Raw genomic sequence first — 19490 nt, 5'->3', positions numbered from 1 at the left:
CTGGCATGATTGAATCATTGCGCGTGGAGTACGCCGAAAAGTTTGATGACCTGCTCAGCAGCAGGTTGCAATTAGGTTGCAATTTGGAGACAGAACCAGACCCATCCAGACCAATAGCGGGTAAGCAAGAAGCCCCTGGTTTCTCGTCGGGGGCCTCGTCAGTGCCGAGGGGGGGACTCGAACCCCCACGTCCTTGCGGACACCGGATTTTGAGTCCGGCGCGTCTACCAATTTCACCACCTCGGCAGGCTGGTCTGGTGGCCGGCGAAAAAGTTAGACTGTGCCCCAGGGTGGTATGAAGCGTTTTCCTCTGGCAGGGGCCGGGTTCAGGCCAGCGCGGCCCCGGCCGCCTGCATTTCCGCCAGAGCCTTGGCTGCATCGCCCGGGGCAACGTTCACACCCCGCACCGCATCCTCCATGACCGTGACCTGGAAGCCCGCCTTGAGTCCATCCAGGCTGGTGGCTCGCACGCAGTAGTCGGTCGCCAGCCCACACACCACCAGCTGCTCCACCTGCGCCGCACGTAGCTGCTCCGCCAGCGAGGTGCCATCAAAGCCGGAGTAGGCATCCCGCTCCTTGTGGTCTCCCTTGGTAACGACGGTTGCGTCAGAGGGCAGCCGGAGGTCAGGGTGAAACTGCGCGCCGTGGGTCTGCTGCACGCAGTGGGGCGGCCAGATGCCGCCCTGGGCCTCAAAACTGATGTGCCCTGTGGGGTGCCAGTCCCGGGTGGCAAAAATAGGCTGCCCAGCGCGGGCAAACTGCTCGATAAGGTCGTTCACCAGCGGCACAATTTGGTCGCCCTCGGCGACGGCCAACGAGCCCCCGGGACAAAAGTCGTTTTGCAGGTCGACAATGATCAGGGCCTGCTTAAGCATGTATCCGCTCCATGGATGAGGTCACCGCAGCATTATAAGCGGGCGCGGGGTCAAAGTTCGAATCTTTCCAGGCGCGGGTTAGCCTGGTAGCGACGACCCACCTTTGACCGGGGTTGCCCCTTTACCATCACCACGTCAGCCGTAAAATCGGCCTTCCCCACAACCAGTGCCGAGCCTACACCGTAGGCGTCTACGGGTACGCCGGCCTCTTCGAACGCCTGGATGCGCTGGGCATCGAAACCACCTGACGCCACGATCTTTACATGGTCGAAACCTTCGGCATCCAGAGCCCGGCGCACGTTCTCCACCAGCTGGGGGTTGACGCCCGTGGGGCTGAACGTACCCATGCCCGGGAGCACCGACTCGTCTACCAGAGTGGCGGCCGTATCCAGGCGCACCCCCCATAGCCGCTCCTGCAATCCCCGCGCTACCGTCAGAGCCGTGTTCACACTGTCGTTGTCGAAGTCCACCAGCGCAATGAGGTTGGTGTCGGGGAAGTTCTCCGCATAGAGCTGGACGGCCTTAAGGGTGTCGCCATCACAGGCGGCGATGAGGGCGTGGGGGATCGTGCCGGCCCCGGCCTTGCCCCACCATTCACCCTGGGCATCGGTGGACACCTCCCGTGCGCCGCCAATTTTGGCAGCATAGCCGTCACCGCCCTGCATGAACCAGTGGTCGAAGCGTGCAGGAAAGTAGAGGATGGGTTTCCCCGCTGCCGCTTCAACGACCTGGCGCACGTTGGTGGCGATCTTGGTGCGGCGGGCCAATATCCCCAGATAGAGTGTTTCCAGATGGGTGAATTGGTATAGCGGGCCCTCAATGGTCATGACCGTCTCCCACGGTTCAATGGCGTCGCCGTCCCGCAGAGCGTGCACGGCCAGCTCGTCAGGGGTACTCCGCCATAGCCGGTCCAGGGCGTGTTCAGCCTCCAATCGTTCGCGCTGGGCCTTCAGCATCTCCTCCTTCGAGCTGTAGTAAAGTGACCGGATTTTCTTTTTCAAACTGATGTACTCGTCGAAGAGCTCATAGGCTGCCTGGCGATCGGTATAGGTGCCGGTGCATAGTTTCAGGATGGCCAGGGCCTCATCCACGCCGCACAGGACGGCCTTCTTCTTCTGGAATACCTGCATCAGCACGGATGTCTTCATCCCGGCATTTTCCAGGGCCACCTTGCTGCGCCAGAAATAGACGTCCGAGCGGTAGCCGCGGCGGATCTCGTGGACCGGGATGTCGAAGGTCTCAGGGGGCAGAGGTGTGTAGCGGGCGCGGGTCACTGTGCGTACTTGCAGCCGGGAACTTACGGCTGCGGCATGGCTCCCGGCAATTTGGCGTGGCTGAACTGGAATGCCAATCGGGGCCTAGCCGCTAGCTGCTCCCCAGTGCCTGGCGGAGAGCCTCCGCGAGGTCGGGATGAGCATACTCGAAGCCCGACGCCAGCAGTTTGGTGGGCACCACATGAGTGCTGGCCAGCAGCATTTCATCGGCCATCTCACCAAACATGAGCCGTAGCAGCGCTGTGGGCAGGGGGAGCACGGCGGGGCGGTGCAAGACCTGACCCAGCACCTTGGTGAACTGGCGGTTGCTCACTGGGTTGGGTGCCACCAGGTTCACGGGCCCCTCCAGTGCTTCCTGGGTGAGAATATGCTCCAGCGCCCGGACGAGGTCATGCAGGCTGATCCAGCTCCACACCTGTTGACCAGAGCCCAAGCGGCCGCCCAGCCCCAGTTTGAACGGCAGCAGCATCTTGCCCACTGCGCCGCCGCCCCGGCCCAGCACCAGGCCAAAGCGGGGGTGCACGACCCGCATGCCGGCCGCCCGGGCGGGGGCCGCCGCCTGCTCCCAGGCTCGGCAGGCCTCAGCCAGAAAACCCCGCCCCGACGCCGCGTCCTCACCCAGCTCAGCGTCGCCCCGGTCACCGTAGTAACCGATGGCCGAGGCCGACACCAGCACCTTGGGTGGCTGTTCCAGCCCGGCCAGGGTTTGGGCCAGCAGCGCGGTGCCGGCCACGCGGCTCGTGAGAATGCGCTCTTTTTTGAGCCTGGTCCACCGTCCGCTGGACAGGGATTCGCCCGCCAGGTGTACCACCGCGTTAAGCCCTTCAAGGCCGGCAGGATCGAGGCTCCCCTCGGCGGGATTCCAAAATACGGTGCCCGGACCGGCGTCAGTGTCGCGCCTGACCAGACGGGTCACGCGATGCCCCTGGCCTTCCAGATGAGCGACGAGTGCCGAACCGATAAATCCGCTGGCACCTGAGACGAGAATATTCAAACCGTTTACCCCCCCGTTGGACGGCTGAATTTCGCGTAAATTGCCTTGCCGGGGTACCAAATACTTCATCTGCATCGGCGGCGTCGAGCCGGCCGGGATCGTCCCGCCGGCCAGCGGTGATAATGAGCCGATCTCGGACGGTGCACTACCAGCCCCTCATCTAGACCGCTCGTATGGGGCTCTAGGCTGCCGGTCTCAGGGTGCTTCAGTTGAGGCGTCAGCTACTCATTGGCAACGTGAAAGGTGCGTTTCCAATTTCGAAATTCATCAGAAACCGATCCGATGAGGGGCCTTGACAAGTCAGGCAGGCACCGGTCTGAGCTCCTTGACCGGAACTGTCCAAGGCATCGTTTTACTTCTCACGGCCCAGCGTGGTCAGTACCCCGGCAATCACCCCCCATGCGATCGGGTGCATCAGGCCAAGGCCAATTTTAGTTGAGGTGGCAACACCGGCTGGTAGGGTCAGGGGGAATAGGAACGATAATACGAAGAGGACACCCGAAATAATCCAAAACAGCCGAATGGGACGGGCTCGAAATTTACCCAGCAGCGCCAGGAGTATCGTCGCTCCAACAGCAGAAACAACACTCAAAAAGATAATTACCCCCGCCGGCATAGGCTCCAATGGGCCGCTGGGACCTCCCATGGGGATAATGTATGGAATCCCAAACAGTCCCTTGGTAATCCAGAATAAAACAAGATTGGCAAAGGATGCACCGGCCGCCGCAATCAGCCCGACCCGCCACAGTTTACCCATCGGGATGATCTGTTCACCTTGGGTAGAACTGCTGGCTGTATTCGTTGTGGTTGTCATCATTGTTCTCCTTGAGGTCTTATTTTGGTCATTGTGGCATCGTCATCCGTTATCGTATTAGCAAGCCTTGAGGCTCATGAATAGTTCATCTTTCACGGCTACAGGCCGCCGCGCCATGAAGTACGTTCTTAAAGGGTGGCCACTTCTGCCCACCGGTGGCTGCCAGGCACATTCCCAACAAATGTTCCTGGGGTGAGTCCCTCTTGAGTTGTTCCCAAACAGTTAATAGTTCCAGTCTGCGGTTACCACAGATAAACGGAATGAGGCCTGCTCTTCGGACGAACGTGGACTCGCGGTGGTAATTTAAACTTAAAACTTGTAGGCTTAAACAATTTAATCTTAAATTAAATATCATGGGAACCCACTTCAAGGGCACCTTGGAACAGACCCTGGCCCTCGATACTTGGGTCAAGATGTCCCGGGCTAAGGAATCAGTTGGCCGTATGCTCAAGCCTTGTCTGGGTCAGCACGGGGTCACCAGCGCCCAGTTTGGCGTTCTGGAGATGCTTTACCATCTTGGGACCCTCAATCAGACCGTCATTGGCCAGAAGTTGCTTGTAAGCGGGGGTAATGTGACCCTGCTGGTCGATAATCTGGAGAAGCATAGCTGGGTTGAGCGGCGACGCAGCCGCAAGGACCGTCGCGTTATTAAGGTCCACCTTACCACTGCCGGAAAGGCCGTCACTGAGCAGCTGCTGCCCATCCATGTAGAGGCGCTGACCCATGCTCTCGCAGTGCTCACCTTAGGCGAGCGGGAAACGCTTGGAATCCTTTGCAAGAAACTTGGTAGGGGACAGCCAACTGACCCAGTCAGAACAGGATGAATTAGGCCGCGACAGTTCCGGTTCGGCAGGGTCCTGGGCTCAAAAACAGCGCGGAGGGGGACACGCCGGCTGCATGAACTGGACCCCTTGCTCCAACGGGATGAGTTCAAGAGTGAATACCCCGCCGCGGATCCAGGCGGAGGCCTTACCAGCAAAGTGTTGATCTTTGGAAGGGGTGAGCTCATCCAGGTGATGACCGGGAATGAGGGCGCATGCTCGCTCGTGGTCGCCGCCGGACGCCTGAATGAACCCATCGCGCAGCAAGGCCCTTTGGTCCTGAATACGGAAGAGCAGCTGCGCCCAGCCTGCGTGGATGATTGGAGCGGCACCTTGGATCAGTACTTCGACAAATGCGTTATGGAGTTTTTGCACTCAGAACTGTCCCCAACGCATGGACTTAGGGTGCAAACCCTGGGAGCTTTGAAGCGTCGTCGCAGAACGACGAACGACTCGGAGTGCCGCCATGAGTGAGGATGAGCGCTCGGCTGTTTTCAACGCGGCCTATGAAGGTCAGCCGCCCTGGGACATCGGTCGTCCGCAACCAGCATTGCTGGCATTAGAGGCGGCAGGTAAGATTACGGGCTCCGTCCTGGATGTCGGTTGCGGTACGGGCGAGCTGGCGCTCTTCTTCGCGGAGAAAGGTTATGACGTCTGGGGCATTGACTCTGCTCCAGAGGCCATCCGGCAAGCCCGGTCAAAAGCCAACCAGCGTCCGCTGCAGGTCAGCTTTAAGATAGCCAGCGCCATGAAATTGGATCAATTAGACCAGCACTTCGATACGGTTGTGGACTGTGGCCTTTTTCACGTTTTCAGTGCTGCGGAACGACCTGTGTTTGTGAACCAATTGCGATCCGTCCTGCTTCCCGGTGGCAAGTATTTCATGCTGTGTTTCAGTGACCGGGAGCCGGGGACGAGCGGTCCCCACCGGGTGAGCCGGAATGTAATCCGGTCGGCCTTCCGGGATGGCTGGCGGATTGATCAGATTCAGGAAGCCCGCTTTGAAACCCATATTCATGCGGAAGGTGCCCTTGCCTGGCTGGTGTCCATTACCAGGATCTGACGATGTGGAAGACCACTTAGGCTGAAGGGATGCAGACATGAATGAAGTTCTTGAGAGGGTCTCAACCGAGACGTCAGGCAGCATGTCAGAGAGTGAGGCTGCCTCCGATGATCATCTTCTGGACGCCTTTTCACGGGCCGTGATCAGGGCGGCGGAAAAAGTCAGCCCAGCTGTGGTTAAAATTGACGTTCTTCAGCGACCAGGGCGCCGGCGGATGCGAACTCCGCTACCTCCCTGGGGAAGACAGGGGAGTGGCTCGGGCTTTATTTTCACTCCGGATGGATTTATCCTCACCAACAGCCATGTCGTGCACGGAGCCACCAGGATCGAGGTCACTTTCCCGGATGGACGACAATTTCAGGCTGATCTCATGAGCGATGATCTGGATACAGATCTAGCTGTCATCCGAATCGATGCCCCAGACTTGGTGCCCGTGCCCATGGGCAACTCACAATCCATTCGGGTAGGACAGTTGGTCATTGCGATTGGTAATCCGTATGGCTTCCAGTGCACAGTCACAACGGGGGTCGTGAGCGCACTGGGGCGTTCGCTCCGGTCCCGTTCGGGACGCCTGATAGAGAACGTTATTCAGACCGATGCCGCTCTTAATCCCGGCAGCTCAGGCGGGCCCTTGATCTCCACGCGTGGCGAGGCCATCGGCGTTAACACAGCCATTATTCTGCCGGCGCAGGGTATTTGTTTCGCTATCGGAATGAACACCGCTCAACTGGTAGCAGGGCAACTCATTAAAGATGGCCGAGTACGACGCAGCTATTTGGGTATCGCGGGTCACAATGTTCCCATTCCACGACGAATCGTGCGATTGCATGGCCTGTCCACTGAAAAAGGCGTTTTGGTCATTACCAGTGAGCAGGATAGCCCGGCGAGCCGGGCGGGCTTGCGGGAGGGAGACATCATCATAGGTTTTGACGGGCAACCGGTTGCCGGTATTGACGACCTGTACCCGCTCTTGACTGAAAAGCTGGCTGGGGTAAAGTCCACCATAACCCTCCTCCGGCGCTCCCAAAAATTATCCGTGGACATCATTCCTGAGGAGTCGCAGGCTGGGGATGTAGAGTAGCTGTGGCCGTATTCATCCGGATAAGCATGGCTGAGGGTTGATCAGCGTGCTCGATCCTGATGCCGGCAAGCCCTGCGAAGCATCGCTTGAGAGCGTGCTAAGGTCAGCACCATGAAGCTTACGACCTGTAACCAGACGGAGCGCACGTGTTCATAGCATTATCGTGATAGGAGTATCAGATGGCTCAACATGATCTACGGCAGAAGCCCGCCGCGCCGGGGGAGCACAGCAAATCAGTGACGATCCTCGAAACAAAGGATCAGACGCCGACGATCCGATCCATCCGGGTTACCAAGCCCGCCGGCTTTTCTTTCCAGGTAAGCCAGGCCATGAAACTTACGCTGGATGTGGAGGAGGGGCGGGACTGGCACATACTGTCGATCGCAAGCTCTCAGACGAGGGACTACCTGGAGTTCGCTATCCGCAATTCAGAGAGCCCTTTCAAGCGCGCTTTCTATTTGCTCAAACCGGGTGACGAAATTCGCGTCAGCGGCCCAATTGGGCATTTTTTCCTCGAATCCGACCGCCCGGGGATCTTCATAACCGGTGGCATCGGGATCACGCCGTTCAAGAGTATTATTGAGTATGCCACTGACTCGGGACTGCCTACGCCCCTGACCCTGGTGTACGGCAATCGGAGTCCGGATGAGGTGGCCTACAAGGAGCAGCTTGATGAGTTGGCACAAACAAACGGGAATCTCCGAATCGTCTACACTGTTAGCCAGCCTGCGCCGGAACTAACCTGGGATCATCGCGTCGGCCGCATAGATGGGGACTTGCTGGATGAAGTGGTTGCAGGCGGGGGCGACGCCATCTACTACCTCGCGGGCCCACCCAGCTTGGTGTTTGAGCTCGGGCAACTGGTTGAGGCCCTGGGCGTTCCGCCGGAGCGTATCCGCTCGGAGCTGTTTCGTGGCTACCCATAACTCGCCTAGCATGGACGACCTGCAGTTTCAACTCACGTCCCAGATCATGCTTGAGCAAAAAGCCCAAAACCACTTTCAGTAAAATACCCGCTCGCCAACCGACCTGGGCCCCCGTGGCCGGGATCGTCCGCTGCATGCCATTATTAGCCAGCCGGCCTCGTCCCGCCGGCCAGCGGTGATAATGGGCTGATCTGAGCCACGAAAAGCCCGCCTTTCAGGCCTGAAATAGCCTTCCGCCCGAATACCTGCCGGACACGCCACCAATCCTGCTGTCGGTCGGTCGCGTGGCCGTCTGTCTGGCGCCTTGGGGGCTTTTGCTATCCCGTCACGTTGCACGTATATTTGGGTAGCCTACTGCGCCAACTTATGTCCGAACGATCCAGACTCCCCGTCTTGCTTATCGAGCTGATGCGTCGCCTAGTTTTCCAGGCGGTTCTGGGGGCAGGGTAGCGTCAAAACTGTGAAACGGCAACGCAAACTCGCAGCCGTTACGTTTTCAATGGGCAACACGGCCGGGAGGATAGAAATGAAAACATCGTTAATATTGCTGCTGACCTTGATAAGTTTTTCTCCAGTATCTTCAGACGGAGAAGTGGTGTCTAAAAACGAACATGTAATTCAACTGATAGCCGAGCTATCCTCGCCTAGTGATCCAGGAATTCAATACGTTATTGTAGATAAAAACTCTGTGGTTTTCGAGCATAGTTTTGGGATGGCTGACATTAAGAACAAAACCCCATTAAGTCTTGCTCATACCATGGCTGCATTTTCAATGACTAAAACGCTGACGGCTATTGCTGTATTGCAGCTAGTGCAACGGGGGAAAATAAAGTTAGATAGTCAAGCATCCCAATATGTAGAGCACCCTTATAATTCCGAAATTACTATAAGGCATCTCCTGAGCCATACATCTGGCATTCCAAACCCAATCCCACTGAAATGGGTTCATTTGGCAAACAGCCATGATAGTTTTAGTGAAGTAGAGGCTCTCTCACAAGTCCTTGCAGCTAATCCCAAGCGGGACGCTTTACCAGGGGGAAAATACGGATATTCAAATATTGGCTATTGGTTGCTTGGGGGAATTATCGAAAAAATAAGTGATCGGGAATATAGTGACTACATAAACGAAAATATCTTTGAGCCGTTGGGTCTAACGCCGAGTGAAATTGGGTTCCGGATAAATAATGAAGATAATCATGCAAAAGGGTATTTGAAAAAATACTCATTTATGAATTTAATTAAGTCCTTCGTAACTGATAGAGAAGTTTGGGCTGGGTATGAAGGAGGCTGGCTTCATATAAGAAATGTATACGCCAACGGCCCTGCATTTGGAGGTGCCATCGGCTCTGCCAAAGCGTTTAGTCGTGTGCTGCAGGATTTAATAGCTGAAAACTCAGCTTTACTAGAAAAAAATGCAATGCGAGGGCTTTATTCACAACAAAAGACTAACTCAGGTGAAAATATTGAGATGACATTAGGCTGGCATGTTGGGGAAATCAGCGGCGTCAAATATTATTATAAAGAAGGGGGTGGAGCAGGTTATCACAGTGAAATGAGGGTCTATCCTGATCTCGGCTTGGCATCCGTAATAATGGCAAACAGAACATCATTTAATACAAGGAAGAAGTTGAGTAACCTTGATAGTAATTTCATAAATCAATGAAAATATAACAATGCCATCGAGGGGATTTTCAAAAGCTACGCGGCTTTCGCTTCGCTGCAGCCACACCACTTTTGCAGGCCGGTGATGGGAAAGGCTAAGTCGCCAGTGAAGCCTCGGAATTGTTCGGCGTCTGAGCATTGTGGATCATGCGTGTGATTGTGCTAAGAGACACTTTAGCTAAGTTGAACGTGCTGCAAAAGAGTCATGGAGACGGTTTTAGAGGAGTCAGTAGCAGTTGCCCGGGACATGCGCGGGCCATCAGAAGGTGCTTCTGAAGTAGTTAGTTCATCAGTCTAATGCCGCGGCTTGGCCATCACCATACCATTTCGGAGGCCGGACTCATCGGTTGGTGGCCGGCAGGTTCCTCATCCATCCACCTTCTTAGATTGTCACTGCCAGGATTTCTCATGTCCATCAAGCGCCTTTGTCCCGATCCATCGGGAGGCAGTGGCCCTTGTCCCGCAGAATACGGGGGTGCTGCTGAAGTAGCTCCCTTCCCAAGCTCTTTTTGGCTTGTCCCGCATCGCCCCACTTTGCCCCGCCGTAGGCGGCGGCCGCAACTTGTCCCCATCCATCGGGAAGCAGTGGCCCGGCCCTCTCACCCGCGTCAATCCTCGTCCTTCCTTGAGCGCCGGCCTCCCGTTACCTTCCTTCGCCCCGCTTAGTCCCGCCAACGGCGGTGGCCAACGGCGGCGGCCTCCGGCTCTTTGACAACCGGCCCTGCTTGCTTCTCCTCCCCTCTCCTCAAGGAGAGGGGCCTCACGAAGTGAGCGGGGTGAGGTCTCCTGGACTCGTCCAGCCCGCTGGCCCTCCTGGGGGTCACTTTGGTATCACTTCGGTATCACTTCAGTATCACTTTGGTATCACCCCTCCCGTCGGTGAGGGTGATACCACCGGGGGTGGGAGGGGCCTCGGCGTAGACGCCACGGCGAGCCGGTCACCACTTCCGTCGGTGAGCGTAATACCTGCCCCGCCATAACTTGTCCCGATACGTCGGGAAGCGGTGGCCGCCAGGCGGGGCGCGGGCGCCCCGGACCGCCCCGGCAAGCTTAACTTCCGCCATGCAGCCTCCTGACGCATGGCAGTAGCGGCCCCCCTCACCCCGGCCCAGCTGGAGTTGTGGGAGCCGGTCATCGGACTGGAGGTGCACGCCCAGCTGGCCACCGAGTCCAAAATGTTTTGCGGCTGCCGGCGGGTCTACGGCGCGCCCCCCAACACCCGCACCTGCCCCGTCTGCCTGGGCTACCCCGGCGCCCTGCCGGTGCTCAATGAACAGGCGGTGGAATTTGCCATCCGCATGGGGCTGGCGGTGGGCTGCCGCATCCGGCCGCTGACACGCTTCGCACGCAAGAACTATTTCTACCCCGACCTGCCCAAGGGCTATCAGATTTCCCAGTACGACGAGCCCATCTGCGAGGGGGGCAGTCTGTCGTTTGTCATGGAGGATGGCGCCACCTGCAAGGTGGGCATCACCCGCATCCACATGGAGGAGGACGCCGGCAAGACCATCCACGGCCTGCCCGGTAGTTCCGCCGACGGCAGCTACGTGGACTTCAATCGCTGCGGCACGCCGCTCATCGAGATCGTCAGTGAACCCGACATCCGCTCACCCCAGGAGGCCCACCGCTATCTGACGCGCCTCAAGCAGACCTTGCAATATACCGGCGTCAGTCATGCCGACATGGAGAAGGGGGAGCTGCGCTGCGACGCCAACGTTTCCGTCCGTCCCCGGGGGCAGGCCGCCTTGGGCACCCGCACCGAGATGAAAAACCTTAACTCGTTTCGTGGTGTGGAGCGGGGGCTGAGCTATGAGATTGTCCGGCAGATCGAGGTGCTGGAGGGTGGCGGCGAGGTAGAGCAAAACACCCTGACCTGGGACGATGCCGCCGGCCAGACCCGCCTCCTGCGCACCAAGGAGGAGGCCCACGACTACCGCTATTTCCCCGAGCCGGACCTGGTGCCCTTGACGATTTCTGCGGACCGTATCGAGCGCATCCGTGCCGCCCTGCCGGAGCTGCCCGCCCAGATGGAGCAGCGCTTCATGGACGACTACGGCCTGAAGGTCCAGGACGTGCAGGTGCTCACCCGCACCCGGGCGCTGGCGGGCTACTTTGAGGCGCTGGTGCAGGCTGGGGCCGCCCCTGCGGCCGCTGCCCAGTGGGTGCAGGGGGACGTGCTGCGGGTGCTCAACGCCCAGCAGCAGGAGATCGCTGACTTCGCCTTGCCCGCCGAGGCGCTGTGCCAGCTCATCGCCCTGGTTGACGCTGGCAGCATCAACCGTTCCACCGCCAGGGACGTGTTTGACAAAATGGTGGCCGAGGGGCTGCCGGCGCGGGAGATCGTGGAGCGGGACGGATTGGCGCAGGTGTCTGATGCGGGGGCGCTTGAGGAGACGGTGCGCGGCGTCGTGGCCGGCCTCCCTGACGAGCTGGGCCGCTACCGCCGGGGCGAGACCAAGCTGCTGGCCTTTTTCATGGGCCAGGTGATGAAAGCCACTCGGGGGCGGGGTGATCCCAAAATCGTTAAGCAGCTGCTGCCGCGGATATTGGATGAGTCATGACGCCATCACCATTGCCGGGGCCGGCCTGTCCGGATTGGCGGCAGCCCTCACCCTGGCCAACGCCGGGCGCGAAGTGGTGGTTCACGAAAAGGGTGCGGTCTGCGGTGCCCAGCGGCACAACGATGTGGAAGGTCTGGAAACCTGGATTTTCCCTCAGGATCCGCTTGACTACCTGCAGTCGCAGGGGCTGCCCACCAGCTTTGACCACCATCCCGCGCGAACCTTCCACTTCATCGATCACCGCGGCCAGGTCCATAGCACCACCGCTCAGCGCCCCTACTTTTACCTGCTGCGGCGCGGTGCCGAGCCGGGCAGCCTGGACCGGACCTTCCAGCTAGCCGCGGAGGCGGCGGGTGTGCAGCTCCGCTTTGGTTCGAAGCGCAGCGCAGCTGAGGTGGCTATCTTCGCCGGCGGTCCCCGGCGGGCAAAGGCGTACGTTGAGGGGCTCACCTTCAGCACGCCGGCCCCGGACGGGGTCTATCTGCTCCTGGGCGGAACGGTCGCCCCAGCGGGCTATGCTTACTGCATCATCTGGAGCGGTCGGGGCACCATCGCCAGCGCTTACCGGGTGGGCGCATCATCGTCGGGGGACGTACTGAGTGAAGCGGTGACCCGCTTTCGGGATGTGCTGGGCCTGAGCATGGAGGACCCGGTCAAGTTTGGCTCCTTCGGCAGCTACGCGCCCAGACCCACATCCATGGAGAGCGGCGCCCTCCTGGTGGGGGAAGCCGCCGGCTTCCAGGACGCCCTGTTCGGATTCGGCATGAACTACGCCATCCGGTCTGGCGTCCTGGCTGCCCGGGCGCTGATCCACGGCGACCAGTATGCCGCCCTGGCCCGCAAGGAACTTGTGGGGCGGATGGCAAGTTCCTGGGTTAACCGGGGCTGGTATGAGCGTCTGGGCGCTGCTCCCCGGTCGCTCCTGGCGGCGCGGCTCATGAGCAGCGGCACGGCCTGGGCAGTCTTGCACCGCGTTTCCCGGCCCTCGCTGGGCAAGCGGCTGATCTCGGGCTGGTCGCACTTGAGGGGGCGGCGCTGAGAGGACTGATTTGGGCCGTGGTGCGCTCGTTGCAGGTGCTGGCGCTGCTCTCGGTGCTGTCCGGGCTCTATAGCGGGGTAAAACACCGGGATATGGGGCTGGAACTCATGAGCCTGGCCATCGGTGCGGCCCTGTTCTACTTGGCCGCATACGTACAGCGGCGCTGGGTCTGATTGTCTTTGTTAGGCCCCCACGGCCCTGATAAATTTGACGGGGTCCACTATAAGGAAGGATGACCTTACATGAGCACTATTTGGGACAGTCTGGGCGAACAGATCAAGACCTGGACCAGCACCGCCGCAGAGAAAGCGGGGCACTTCACGCGGGTGGCCGCCAACAAGGCTGGGGAACTGAGCAAGATTGGCCGATTGAAGATGGAGATCTATCAGCTTCAGCGGGAGCGGGGACGGCTGCATGCAGAGTTGGGCATCCTGGCCTATAAGGCGCTGGAGCAGGACCAGGGCGTGTCCCTGAAAGAGTTGCCGGGGGTCGAGGACCTGCGGTTGAGGGTCGCTAGCCTTGGGGAGAAAATCGCGGCCAAAGAAAAAGAGCTCGCCAAGGCCTCGGATCTTGAGCATGCAGCCAAAAGTGAGGCGGCTGCCAAGCCGAAACCCGCTGCGGGCACAAAACCGGCGGCCAGGCCGGCTACCACGAGGGCGAAGAAGACCCCCGCCGCGGGCAAGGCCAAAGCAACCCCAGTTCGTAAGCGGGCTACTTCCACCGGGAAGGCCGCCGCCGGGAAGCCGGCCAAGAAGGCAAGCGCCGCCAAAAACTAGGTCCCGTGCAGCACTGGGGGGTGCTACAGGACGGCAGCTGCACGGGTCTTCATGCGACAATGTTTCCTGTTGCATGCAGAGGGCATTAGTGGCTAAAATGTTCACTGCCATGCGGGATTTGATTGCCGTGAGAATATGCGACGCAAGTATCATCTGACAGCCTCTCTGCGAAATCTGAAAATACTCGTCCTTCAGGAAGGGCGATCAGGGCTGCGCGAGTTCGCGTTGTCGGGCAAATCCGCCTTCCGTTTACTCATGGCCCTCATCGTCCTGGCGCCCATCTTGCTTTACCTGGGGGCGCACCTGCTCCTTGAAACAGCCTATAGCCACCGGGTGGCAAAACTGCGTCGAGACAATGTGGCCCTTCAGCAGTTGCTGGTCCAGTTTCAGGGGCGTATTGACAACCTGGAGCACGAGGTGACCAACCTTTCGACCCTGGACCAAAACCTTCGCGAGCACGCCAATCTGCCCGCTATACCCGCCGGCATTCGTGCGGTGGGCATCGGGGGCAGCATGGTGGAAGTCAAGACGGATATGGACTACCTCTTGCCGTCGGATGACATATCTCTGGCTCAAATCACGGAGCGCCTCGACGCCCTGCATCGAGGCCTGAATCTGGAGCAGCTCAGCTACGAGGCCATGCGGGACGCCCTTAAGGATGATCTGGGCCGGCTGCGGGCAACCCCCTCGATCCGGCCCGTGGCCATGGGGGAATACACCAGCGGATTCGGGCTGCGCCGGGATCCGTACAGCAAGCGTTATGATTTCCATCGCGGCCAGGATATTTCCCTGCGGGTCGGAACTCCCATCCACGCCACCGCCAACGGCAAAGTGATCGCCGCCCGCTGGGGAGGCAATCTGGGCCTGTATGTAAAGATTGACCACGGCAATGGCTTCCATACCCTGTATGGGCACCTGCGGCTGATTCGTGTGAATGAAGGTCAGTTGGTCAAGCGCGGCGAGGCCATCGGGGAATCGGGCAACACCGGTCGCGCCACGGCACCGCACCTGCATTACGAAGTGCGGCACTACAACCAACCCCAGAATCCCGTCAATTTCTTCTAGCGTCCGGCTCCGGCCCAGAACAGCGGCGCGTGCGGGGGAAAATATTACGTCCCCTTCAGAGCGCGTTGTAACTTTGGATCGATCCCCCGGTTCGCCCATGCGCTATTATTTGGAAACATACGGTTGCCAGATGAACGTGGCAGACTCGGAGCTGATCTCCGGCCTGCTCGAAGCTGCGGGCTACGAGCGCAGCCTGCGCGTGGAAGAGGCTCGGGTTGTGCTGCTGAACACCTGTGCTATCAGGGAGAAGGCCGAGGAGACGGTGCGGCATCGCCTGGAGCAGCTGAAACACCTCAAGCGCGACGACCCGTCGATTCTCATCGGGTTGCTGGGCTGCATGGCCAAGAACCTGGCCGACAGTCTGCTGGAATCCCATCCCTATGTTGATCTGGTGCTCGGTCCGGACAGCTATCGCCGGTTGCCCCAACTTCTGCAACAGCGCCTGACCACGAGCGATCATATCGTGGATACCCGCCTGTCGCGCTTCGAGGTTTACGAGGATCTTTTTCCGTCCCGCGCGGCCGGGATCAACGCATGGATTTCCATCATGCGCGGCTGCGACAAGTTCTGCACTTTCTGCGTGGTGCCCTTTACCCGTGGCCGTGAGCGCAGCCGGTCCGTGGATAGTATTCTAAGGGAGGCCCGGGTAGCCGTGGAAGAGGGCTTTCTCGAGGTGACGTTGCTGGGGCAAAACGTGAATTCCTATCGCCACGATAGCCACCGGTTTCCCGAATTACTGGCGGCTGTGGCGGCGGTGCCCGGACTGCGGCGGATTCGCTACACTTCGCCCCATCCCTCGGACGTGAATGGGGCACTGCTTGCGGAGATGGCGGCCCATGACAATGTTTGCAACGCCATCCACCTGCCGCTTCAGGCCGGCGCCGACCGCATTCTGAGGCGGATGAACCGTACCTATACGCGGGCCGAATATCTTCGGCTGGTGGCGGAAATTCGCGCCGCCCTGCCCGACTGTACGCTCAGCACCGATATTATCGTGGGTTTTCCCGGCGAGACGGAAGAGGAATTCAGTGAGACCTTGTCGCTGGTGGCCGAGGTAGGTTTTGATTCCGCGTTCATGTTCAAGTATTCCTCCCGGCCCGGAACCAAGGCCGCGGAGTACAGTGACCCGGTGCCTGAGGCCGTGAAGCAGGAGCGGCTGGAACGCCTCATTGCCCTCCAACTGGCCAAAGCCCGGGAGCGGAACCAGTGGTATGTGGGCCGCGTGTTAGAGGTACTGGTGGAAAAGGAGAGCAAGAAATCAACGGCTCAGTGGGCCGGGCGCACCGACGGCAACAAGTGGGTCGTCTTCGACAAGGGGAGTGCCGCAATCAAGGACTTCGTCCAGGTCCATATCGATTGCGCCCCCGGCGTTGCCCTCAAGGGCCATATCCTGTCCCCTGCCTTGCAGTCCGATCAGGAGGCTTATCATGCGGTTGCTTAAAGTATTGATTGGCCTGTTCATCGTGCTCGGGCTGGCCTACTGGCTTAACCAGAATGGGAGCCAGACGGTGAACATCTGGCTGATCCCGGGAGTTACACTGGCGGAAAAAAGTCTGGCGACTGCTCTGGTCGGCACGCTCGCTCTGGGTATTCTGCTGGGTTTTTTGATCGGGCTGGTACAGATCATGTCCCAACAGGTCGAGGTGCGGCGGCAGGCGCAACAGTTGAAAAAGCTGCGCACTGAACTCAATACGCTGCGCCATTCTCCGCTTACCGTTGACCTGTTCGATTCCGGTCCCGAGGAACCTGCAGATGCGGGCGAGCCGGACGCATCGTCCGAGCAGCAAAGTGGCTGAGCCGGACCCGTTCCGCTGCCCGCCGGCGGGGTCCCTTGCCTGGTCCTGCCACTCCTCAACGGACGGCAACCGGCTGCCATGATGTGGCCTTTCACGCGCAACAAGCGGGACGTTCAGGCCCTCTACACGGAGGGGCTCGACCACCTCTTGAGCGGGAACCTCAAACAGGCTTTTGAATGTTTCAAAAGCGTCGTCGAGAGCGACACCGACCATACAGCGGCCTACCTTAAACTGGGGCAGGTCATGCGGCAAGGCGGGGCTGCGGACCGCGCGCTCAAGCTCCACGAAAGCCTGCTGGCACGGCCTAATCCCACCCCTTACGAGCGGGTGGAACTGCTCAAGCATCTGGCACTTGACCACCTGGAATTGGGACAGTACGATCGGGCCATAAAGTGCGGCCTGGCCATTCTTAAACTGGACAAACGCGATCGCTGGGCCCTGCGCCATCTGGTGAGCTTCTACCGCAAGCAGGGCGACTGGGAATCGGCGGGCAAATATCTGGCACAGTGGCAGAAAGTTACCGACAAGGAGGACTCAAGTTTGCAGGCCTGGTGCCGCTTCCGGCAGGGTTACGACCGCCGCAACGACGACCCTCCCGATGCGGTGCGTGAGCACTATCAACAGGCTCTCAAACTGGATGCAACTTTTGCTCCGGCACACTACTACCTCGCGGTCTCCTATGCCGATGAAGCGGCCGCCCGTCGCTCAAGGCAGTCTACCAATGGCGATGGCCTGGGTAGTCAGCCCGGGCGCACCCCGGCAGCCGGGCAGGATGAGGTCGACCAGCTTTACTCTCAGGCTGTGTCTCACTGGGCCTCTTTCGCAGAACTGTCTCCCGCAGAGACCGCCATGATCCTGCCGCAGGTGGAGGAGACCCTTTTCTACCTGCAGCGCTTTGACGACATGGAGCCGTTTCTGAGGAAGATTCTGGACAAGGACTCCAACAATCTGGATGGCCTGGCAAGTCTCGCCAACTTCTACGTGCGCAAAGGAGAGTTGGACCGGGCAGAGCAGCTTTTGGGCACGATCCCGGATGTAGCTGCCAACGACCCGCTGATCCAGGCCATACAGCTCAAGCTCAGCTATCGGCGGGACGCCGACCAGAACCTCCTCCCGCGGCTGGATCGTCTGGTGGACGCCATACGTCTGGCGGCCCATGCTGGTAACAGCCAGCGGGACTCCTCGGCAACCCCCATGAGTTGGTTGGACCCCAGCAGTGATCCCCTGGAAGCACTGGAGTAAGCCCGGCCTCATCGCCTCATTTCCCCTCTGGATGCTGGCCATGGTGTGGGGCCAGGATCTGGACCGATATTTTGAGCTGGCCTATCAGGGGCACCGCGAGGAAGTGGCCGCGGCCTTGCCGGAGCTCTACCGGCAGCACCCCAACGATGGCAGCGTGCTCTACCTGGAGGGCCTCATCACGCAGGAGGGTGACGTGGCCGTGGAGCTGTTCAAGCGGGTGGCCAGCCTCTATCCCACCAGTCCTCGGGCACCCAATGCACTGCTGAAAGTTGGCGAGTATCTGTACTCCCGCGGTCTCTATATGCAGGCGGCAAAGTATCTCGGACGCATTCCGATGCACTATCCCCGGTCCGATCTGGTCTATGAGGGCATCCGGCTCTACCTCAATGCCCTGCTGGTGTCGGGCAGCCGCGATACGGCGCTGTTTTACGCCCAGGTTTTTGCGCGCAAATTCCCGGAACTTGAGTTTGATCTCGAATCGGGCAGGGCGACCGCCCCCGGGAAAGGCGCCCTGAAATACAGGGCGGAGCCGGCTGCCGAGAAGGTTCCCCCGGCCGTAGAATCCCGGCCGCCAACCCGAACCGCCGCGCAGGCGACGCCCAGGAAGGGCCCACGGCTCCAGGTAGGGGCCTTTAGTGTCCGCACGAATGCTGAGCGACAGCAGGCGCTGCTGGAGTCGCTAAATTACCGGGTAAAGTTAGTATCCACACAACAGGGCGGCCGGACCTTGCATCTGGTTATGGTGGAAGGTTTCACATCTCGGGAGGATGCCGAGATGGCCGGTGAGTTGCTGAAAGACAACTACGGAATAGACTACCTTGTTGTCTCGCAGGACTAACCCTGGAAGCGTACGCGACCCCGGTGGGCGCCGCAGTCTTCAAAACTGTTGATCTGTCGGTTGATGGATGGTCGGTTCGACTCCGACACGTTTCCGCGAAGCATGAAATATGTATCTATCGCACTGGTTGGAATGACCCTGCTGTGGGGGCAGTCGCCCAAGCTGTTCTGGGATGGCTACAACTGGCTGGAAATCGACGACCTGACCAGGGAATACCCAGAGTTCCGGCTACCCATGAAACGCGCCTACGTGCAGGGGCTGATCAATGGCAAGACGTATGATTTCCTGCAGATCAGGGCGGTTGACTCCGGTCTGGCCGAAGCTGCGTTTCGCGACTACCTCGGCAGGTTCGAGACGGCTGAACTGGTGCGCGGGACCGACCAATTTTATCGGGACCCAGCCAACCGCTATCTGCCGGTGGTCTCCGCGTTGATGATCACCGCATTGGCCGCCACGGGCTTCCCCGATAGCGTGGTAGCGGCTTACACCCAGGCGTCCCGGGACTGGGTCAACACCCTGACAATCCTGCTGGCCGATGAGCTTCCCGTGAGCGTGGAGGGCATATCCATGCCGCCCGCGCCGGTGGCGCCCGGTGACCTGGTCCCTGACCAGCCGGCCAGGCAGCGCAAGTGGTATCGCCCCGATCCGCTCAAGTTGCCCTGA

Annotated in this window: 20 protein-coding genes and 2 tRNA genes; 17 read left to right on the top strand and 5 right to left on the bottom strand. The window is 59.6% G+C overall.

Translation table 11 applies throughout. The annotated features are described in order from the left end of the window. Nucleotides 1-162 precede the first annotated feature (162 nt). From IH971_03325 to IH971_03305, 5 genes are all read right to left on the bottom strand, one after another. Nucleotides 163-246: transfer RNA gene (locus tag IH971_03325), tRNA-Leu, on the bottom strand. Nucleotides 247-326: 80 nt separating this feature from the next. Beyond that, nucleotides 327-875 carry a bifunctional nicotinamidase/pyrazinamidase gene (gene pncA / locus IH971_03320; GenBank protein MCH7496865.1) on the bottom strand — a complete coding sequence of 183 codons (549 nt, stop codon included), beginning with the start codon at nucleotides 873-875 and terminating at the stop codon, nucleotides 327-329. Between the two features lie 50 nt (nucleotides 876-925). Next, nucleotides 926-2005: a quinolinate phosphoribosyl transferase gene (locus IH971_03315; GenBank protein ID MCH7496864.1), complete on the bottom strand. Its 1080-nt coding sequence runs from the start codon at nucleotides 2003-2005 to the stop codon at nucleotides 926-928. Nucleotides 2006-2240: 235 nt separating this feature from the next. Further along, nucleotides 2241-3143, bottom strand: a complete 903-nt coding sequence (locus tag IH971_03310) for a TIGR01777 family protein (protein ID MCH7496863.1) — start codon at nucleotides 3141-3143, stop codon at nucleotides 2241-2243. A 352-nt stretch (nucleotides 3144-3495) separates the two neighbouring features. Next, entirely contained in the window at nucleotides 3496-3960 is a 465-nt protein-coding gene (locus tag IH971_03305) for a hypothetical protein (GenBank protein ID MCH7496862.1), read from the bottom strand. A gap of 350 nt (nucleotides 3961-4310) precedes the next feature. On the opposite strand from IH971_03305, the gene IH971_03300 reads away from it, so the two are divergent. The 17 genes from IH971_03300 to IH971_03220 all read left to right on the top strand — a co-directional run bounded on the left by IH971_03300 (nucleotide 4311) and on the right by IH971_03220 (nucleotide 19490). Further along, nucleotides 4311-4781, top strand: coding sequence for a MarR family transcriptional regulator (locus tag IH971_03300; GenBank protein MCH7496861.1), 471 nt, complete (start codon nucleotides 4311-4313; stop codon nucleotides 4779-4781). 156 nt (nucleotides 4782-4937) lie between these two features. Further along, a complete protein-coding gene (locus tag IH971_03295) occupies nucleotides 4938-5252 on the top strand; it encodes a hypothetical protein (protein MCH7496860.1) in 315 nt (104 codons plus the stop codon). After that, on the top strand, nucleotides 5245-5841 hold the full coding sequence (locus IH971_03290) for a class I SAM-dependent methyltransferase (GenBank protein ID MCH7496859.1): 597 nt from the start codon (nucleotides 5245-5247) through the stop codon (nucleotides 5839-5841). Before IH971_03295 ends, IH971_03290 begins: the two co-directional genes overlap by 8 nt. Nucleotides 5842-5878: 37 nt before the next feature. After that, the gene (locus IH971_03285; protein ID MCH7496858.1) at nucleotides 5879-6922 is read left to right on the top strand and encodes a trypsin-like peptidase domain-containing protein; all 1044 of its coding nucleotides are present in this window, start codon (nucleotides 5879-5881) and stop codon (nucleotides 6920-6922) included. A gap of 179 nt (nucleotides 6923-7101) precedes the next feature. Further along, nucleotides 7102-7848, top strand: coding sequence for an FAD-dependent oxidoreductase (locus tag IH971_03280; protein MCH7496857.1), 747 nt, complete (start codon nucleotides 7102-7104; stop codon nucleotides 7846-7848). Nucleotides 7849-8308: 460 nt separating this feature from the next. Then, complete coding sequence (locus tag IH971_03275; GenBank protein ID MCH7496856.1) at nucleotides 8309-9511, top strand: beta-lactamase family protein; 1203 nt, start codon at nucleotides 8309-8311, stop codon at nucleotides 9509-9511. Between the two features lie 1078 nt (nucleotides 9512-10589). Further along, complete coding sequence (gene gatB / locus IH971_03270; protein MCH7496855.1) at nucleotides 10590-12071, top strand: Asp-tRNA(Asn)/Glu-tRNA(Gln) amidotransferase subunit GatB; 1482 nt, start codon at nucleotides 10590-10592, stop codon at nucleotides 12069-12071. Continuing rightward, entirely contained in the window at nucleotides 12061-13110 is a 1050-nt protein-coding gene (locus tag IH971_03265) for an NAD(P)-binding protein (GenBank protein ID MCH7496854.1), read from the top strand. Before gatB ends, IH971_03265 begins: the two co-directional genes overlap by 11 nt. Before the next feature lie 17 nt (nucleotides 13111-13127). After that, complete coding sequence (locus IH971_03260) at nucleotides 13128-13283, top strand: hypothetical protein (GenBank protein MCH7496853.1); 156 nt, start codon at nucleotides 13128-13130, stop codon at nucleotides 13281-13283. Between the two features lie 69 nt (nucleotides 13284-13352). Next, nucleotides 13353-13886 carry a hypothetical protein gene (locus IH971_03255; GenBank protein MCH7496852.1) on the top strand — a complete coding sequence of 178 codons (534 nt, stop codon included), beginning with the start codon at nucleotides 13353-13355 and terminating at the stop codon, nucleotides 13884-13886. Between the two features lie 135 nt (nucleotides 13887-14021). Next, the gene (locus IH971_03250) at nucleotides 14022-14951 is read left to right on the top strand and encodes a M23 family metallopeptidase (GenBank protein ID MCH7496851.1); all 930 of its coding nucleotides are present in this window, start codon (nucleotides 14022-14024) and stop codon (nucleotides 14949-14951) included. Between the two features lie 97 nt (nucleotides 14952-15048). Beyond that, nucleotides 15049-16392, top strand: a complete 1344-nt coding sequence (miaB, locus tag IH971_03245) for a tRNA (N6-isopentenyl adenosine(37)-C2)-methylthiotransferase MiaB (protein ID MCH7496850.1) — start codon at nucleotides 15049-15051, stop codon at nucleotides 16390-16392. Next, nucleotides 16379-16747 carry a LapA family protein gene (locus IH971_03240; protein MCH7496849.1) on the top strand — a complete coding sequence of 123 codons (369 nt, stop codon included), beginning with the start codon at nucleotides 16379-16381 and terminating at the stop codon, nucleotides 16745-16747. Before miaB ends, IH971_03240 begins: the two co-directional genes overlap by 14 nt. Nucleotides 16748-16825: 78 nt before the next feature. Beyond that, nucleotides 16826-17989 carry a tetratricopeptide repeat protein gene (locus IH971_03235; GenBank protein MCH7496848.1) on the top strand — a complete coding sequence of 388 codons (1164 nt, stop codon included), beginning with the start codon at nucleotides 16826-16828 and terminating at the stop codon, nucleotides 17987-17989. After that, nucleotides 17964-18827, top strand: a complete 864-nt coding sequence (locus IH971_03230; GenBank protein MCH7496847.1) for an SPOR domain-containing protein — start codon at nucleotides 17964-17966, stop codon at nucleotides 18825-18827. Before IH971_03235 ends, IH971_03230 begins: the two co-directional genes overlap by 26 nt. 4 nt (nucleotides 18828-18831) lie before the next feature. Further along, nucleotides 18832-18923 (top strand) — tRNA-Sec (locus tag IH971_03225). Nucleotides 18924-18929: 6 nt separating this feature from the next. Then, nucleotides 18930-19490 carry a hypothetical protein gene (locus tag IH971_03220; GenBank protein MCH7496846.1) on the top strand — a complete coding sequence of 187 codons (561 nt, stop codon included), beginning with the start codon at nucleotides 18930-18932 and terminating at the stop codon, nucleotides 19488-19490.

This window comes from Candidatus Neomarinimicrobiota bacterium (assembly GCA_022560655.1).
Classification (GTDB): domain Bacteria; phylum Fidelibacterota; class Marinisomatia; order SCGC-AAA003-L08; family TS1B11; genus JADFSS01.
The sequence above is the reverse complement of the archived record's forward strand: the minus strand, read 5'-3'. Positions and strand labels throughout refer to the sequence as shown.